Below are 3959 nucleotides of genomic sequence, written 5' to 3' on the forward strand. Positions count from 1 at the left end.
AAAATAAAACTAAACAATAAGCTTTAGCTTCGTGCGCAGACGGAAACGAAAAGTTTCCTTGCCTCCGCACTACGCTTAGCCCAGCCGTTAGCTGTAATTAAAAAAACTCACATTATGAAAAATAACATACTACTTTTATTCCTTTCGCTTACAATACTTTGTTGCAAAGAGAATACAAAGGATTCATCAACAAATGAAGCAAAAACGGAAATTCTGGACAATAAAAAAAGTTACAAAGGAACTGGAAGTATAACTCAAGGCTTGGCAGAAACAAAAATAGAAAGCCTATTAAGTTCCAATTCAAAAGGGAGTAGAATTGCTGGTGTTGGAGAAATAAAGGATTCTGAAGGAAATATTTGGACAGTTCCCGGAATTAATATTTTTGGTAATGCACCAAAAGCATTTGACTTATACAATGAAAATAGCGGAACAACGCCAAAAAGTCTATCTGAAGTAGACTTAGATGCTGTCCCAATTACAGAAATTGATGCTGATGGAGAGGTTATTACAGGATACATCTTTGCCGACAATTATTTTGAATTATACATTAATGGCAAGCTAATCGCTATAGACCCAGTACCATTTACACGTTTTAATTCAAACATTGTAAAATTCAAGGTAAAAACACCATATACTATTGCTTTAAAAGTTATTGATTGGGAAGAAAATTTAGGTTTAGGTTCCGAAAATAACAGAGGAAAAAACTTTCATCCAGGAGATGGTGGGTTTATAGCAAGTTTTAGTGACGGAACAGTTACAAATAATAAATGGAAAGCACAGACATTTTATACAGCACCAATAAATGATTTAAGTTGTTTAAGCGAAGAAGGAGAAAAAAGGCTTTCTTCAAATTGTAGTACTGATGGTGTTGATGATGGAACTGACTTTTATGGTATACATTGGAAAATTCCAGAAAACAGTTTTGATGCTGATTTTGATGATAGTAAATGGCCAGATGCAACAACGTATACAGAAGACGTTATAGGTGTTAAAAATAAAAAAGCCTATATGAATTTCATAGAAAAATTTAGTGGAGCTGGTGCAGAATTTATTTGGTCTACAAATGTTGTTTTGGATAATGAAGTTATTCTTCGCTTTACAGTGGAATAAGAACTACAGCTAACAATGGCTATAATTAATACGGGATTTAGTGTTTAACCCAAATTTCAGTACTCTTAACTAAGTCCGCCAAATCTTTTTGATTTGGCTTTAGAACAAAAAAGATAAAACAAAATAAAAAGTTTTGGCTAAGTGCTTAATCGAAAGTTCGCTGCTTTTAATTCCCGTACTAACCATAGCCTAAACGTTAGGCACAATCTAAAACCAATGAAGTCCACACTACTCTACTTTATGCTTTTGATATTTGGAACTTCTCTTGGGCAGAATTCTCAAATGGATTTGGAAACTTATTTTTCAGAGTCCGAGATTGAGGACCTAAATCTGATTACGGACTTTTTTCAGATGGAGCTTTGCGGAGATGCAAACAGAAGCAATTTCTCAAGCTGCATCAAAAACTCTATTCAGGAATTAGCAAATTGGGAGCAATTTTATGTTCAGGAAAAAATAAGTTGGAGAAAACAGAAAAAGATGTACTCCAAAATCTCAGATTCAACTTTTCATAAGATATGGAGTCTATGTAAAACGTGGAGAACTATTGAACCTAAGTACGAGTATAAAGAAATCTGTTTTGGCCAAAACGAAAAGTTTGCTCAATTTTTAAATGAAATAGGACAATCAAACCACTACATAAAAAAATACAGTGATAGATTGGAAGGTGTTGGGGTTTTTGAATCTGGTAAATTTCTTGTGTGGAATATAATTGAGCATCCCGAAAATTGGAATCTGGAAGACCGAAAAGAGCAAATGTTCTTAGCAATTCATTTCTTGACGCAAAATGACAAAGCAAAAAGGGACAAAAAAGCGCTAAGACTTGAAAGACGGGACATTAGAAAAATGGAAAGAAACCAAAAACGGAAAAAAAAGACTGTGCCTAACAAAGCCTAAACGTAATGCGGACTTTAGGGCTTAATCGAAAGGTCTGTGCGTATTTATGAAGTCGCTAAATCTTATGGATTTAGCTTTGGACAAACAAAAAATAAAACTAAACAATAAGCTTTAGCTTCGTGCGTAGACGGAAACGAAAAGTTTCCTTGCCTCCGCACTACGCTTAGCTAAACCGTTAGCAAACATATGAAAAACGTAAATTTTGAAATACTTATTTTAGTTTTTGTAAGTCTGATTTTAGGATGCAAACAAAAAACTGAACCTAAAATATCGGACTTTAAAGTGGCTCAAAATTACGCTGATTTCACAACCAAAATGGAGAATAATGACACTCTGAATATTGGAGTCGTTTTATCAATGTGTATGTGGAGAGAATATGATCAATTACAAATTACTAAATCCAACGATAGTGTTTTTCTTCAGTTAAAGGAAAAACGGGTGATGGAAGATGAACCTGTTCATTTTAATAGAGTTTTTTATAAATTGGAAAACGATACTCTTAATCTGGAAACAATGATGACGGATTTTGATATTAATTATCAAGAAAAAATAAGCAGTCCGTTTTTCGTAATAACTAATCCGAAAGAAAAGGACGAGATTTTATTGAGAACAACTGGACTTGGGAATCGTGGATTTAATATCGAACGCTACCAAAGAATAATGTTTGAATTGTATCCTAAGGAAATGGAAAAATACCGAAACGAATATTTGGTTCCGCCACCTGAACCGATTGAAGTTATAGAAACTGAAATGGAATAATAATACGTTTGCTAACACTATATATAGCAAATTGGGCGATTAATGTTTAACCGAAAGGTTGTTGTCTATTTGCAAAGTCGCCAAATCTTTTGATTTGGTATTAAAAGAGAAAAATTAAAACAAAATAAAAAGATTTGGCTTGTGGCTAAACCGAAAATAATCGCTTGTTTTCTGCCCCACTTGCCATATATTTAACGTTGTAAAACATTTGACTCAACCAATAGACCTTTTCACTAAATCAAAAGAATTGATTACTAAATTGAATTTTTATTCAAAACATAAAACGAATAAATTTGAATAAACATCTATTATGAAATTGAATACAGTTTTACTTTTAACAATTCTTTTAATCAGTAAAAACTTTTACTCTCAAGAAAACAGTAGAGAAAAAATCTATTTTACATCTGACAGTTTATCTTTTATTCATTTATTGCCAAATCAAAAATTTGGTTTTATTTCATACAAAGGAGATTCGCCATTATCATACTATAATGATGAAAATCAAACAAAAGGATATATAGATGGACCATATTTTATAATCAATGAATTTGGTTCTGGTGAATACGCGATTGAAAACGAAAAAATGAAATTGAATTTCATTAAACCGATACATTCGATTGACAGTATTTCAATTAAAGAAACTGAAAACTTAACTGATTCAATAAAAGTTAAAATATCTTTCAAAACTTATTTGAATTCTGGAAACGACGACGGAATTGGAATTGGAAGTACTATAAAATCAAAGGATAGTTTAATAAACATAAATACGATGTTTGAAAGTTATACATCATTCGCAGTTAAAAAAAGAAAACTTCCTTTAAAATTAATAATCAACGAAAAATATAATTTAGAAATAGAAAGCGAAAGAAATAAAGAGATTACTCTTTTTGTGAATGACTTTAAAAAATTCACGACTGATAATATTGAAAACAAAGTATTTGAATTTAAAACTCTGACTGAACAAACGAATGAATAAAAACGTTTTACAACACCGTGTATAAAAAATTGCTAGTTTCTTGCTTGCTCGGAAAATCCTTCGGATTATCCTCTGGCTCGTTTTCTTTTGCTATTTTAGTTGTCTAAACACGCAACTTTCCATACACAAACACGATGGAACACATTCAGCGAAAAGCTGACCAAAGTTGCTACACAGCTACGCTGTTCCCGCCCCTTTGGAAAATGTGTTCCATCGCCCT

General features: G+C 32.2%; 4 protein-coding genes. All 4 read left to right on the forward strand.

From position 1 onward, the window contains the following. The first annotated feature begins 114 nt into the window (after positions 1 to 114). Positions 115 to 1110 carry a hypothetical protein gene (locus tag M4I21_RS18330; protein ID WP_249560677.1) on the forward strand — a complete coding sequence of 332 codons (996 nt, stop codon included), beginning with the start codon at positions 115 to 117 and terminating at the stop codon, positions 1108 to 1110. Between the two features lie 216 nt (positions 1111 to 1326). Next, positions 1327 to 2004, forward strand: coding sequence for a hypothetical protein (locus M4I21_RS18335; protein ID WP_249560678.1), 678 nt, complete (start codon positions 1327 to 1329; stop codon positions 2002 to 2004). A gap of 186 nt (positions 2005 to 2190) precedes the next feature. Continuing rightward, positions 2191 to 2763, forward strand: coding sequence for a hypothetical protein (locus M4I21_RS18340; protein ID WP_249560679.1), 573 nt, complete (start codon positions 2191 to 2193; stop codon positions 2761 to 2763). A gap of 310 nt (positions 2764 to 3073) precedes the next feature. Beyond that, a complete protein-coding gene (locus M4I21_RS18345) occupies positions 3074 to 3739 on the forward strand; it encodes a hypothetical protein (protein WP_249560680.1) in 666 nt (221 codons plus the stop codon). Positions 3740 to 3959: the final 220 nt, after the last annotated feature.

Source organism: Cellulophaga sp. 20_2_10 (genome assembly GCF_023476645.1).
In the GTDB taxonomy this organism is placed as follows: Bacteria; Bacteroidota; Bacteroidia; order Flavobacteriales; family Flavobacteriaceae; genus Cellulophaga.

Bases quoted from the DNA above. Each gene is read 5' to 3' on its own strand.
- M4I21_RS18345 (WP_249560680.1), top strand. From the start codon at position 3,074: ATGAAATTGAATACAGTTTTACTTTTAACAATTCTTTTAATCAGTAAA.
- M4I21_RS18340 (WP_249560679.1), top strand. From the start codon at position 2,191: ATGAAAAACGTAAATTTTGAAATACTTATTTTAGTTTTTGTAAGTCTG.
- M4I21_RS18335 (WP_249560678.1), top strand. From the start codon at position 1,327: ATGAAGTCCACACTACTCTACTTTATGCTTTTGATATTTGGAACTTCT.
- M4I21_RS18330 (WP_249560677.1), top strand. From the start codon at position 115: ATGAAAAATAACATACTACTTTTATTCCTTTCGCTTACAATACTTTGT.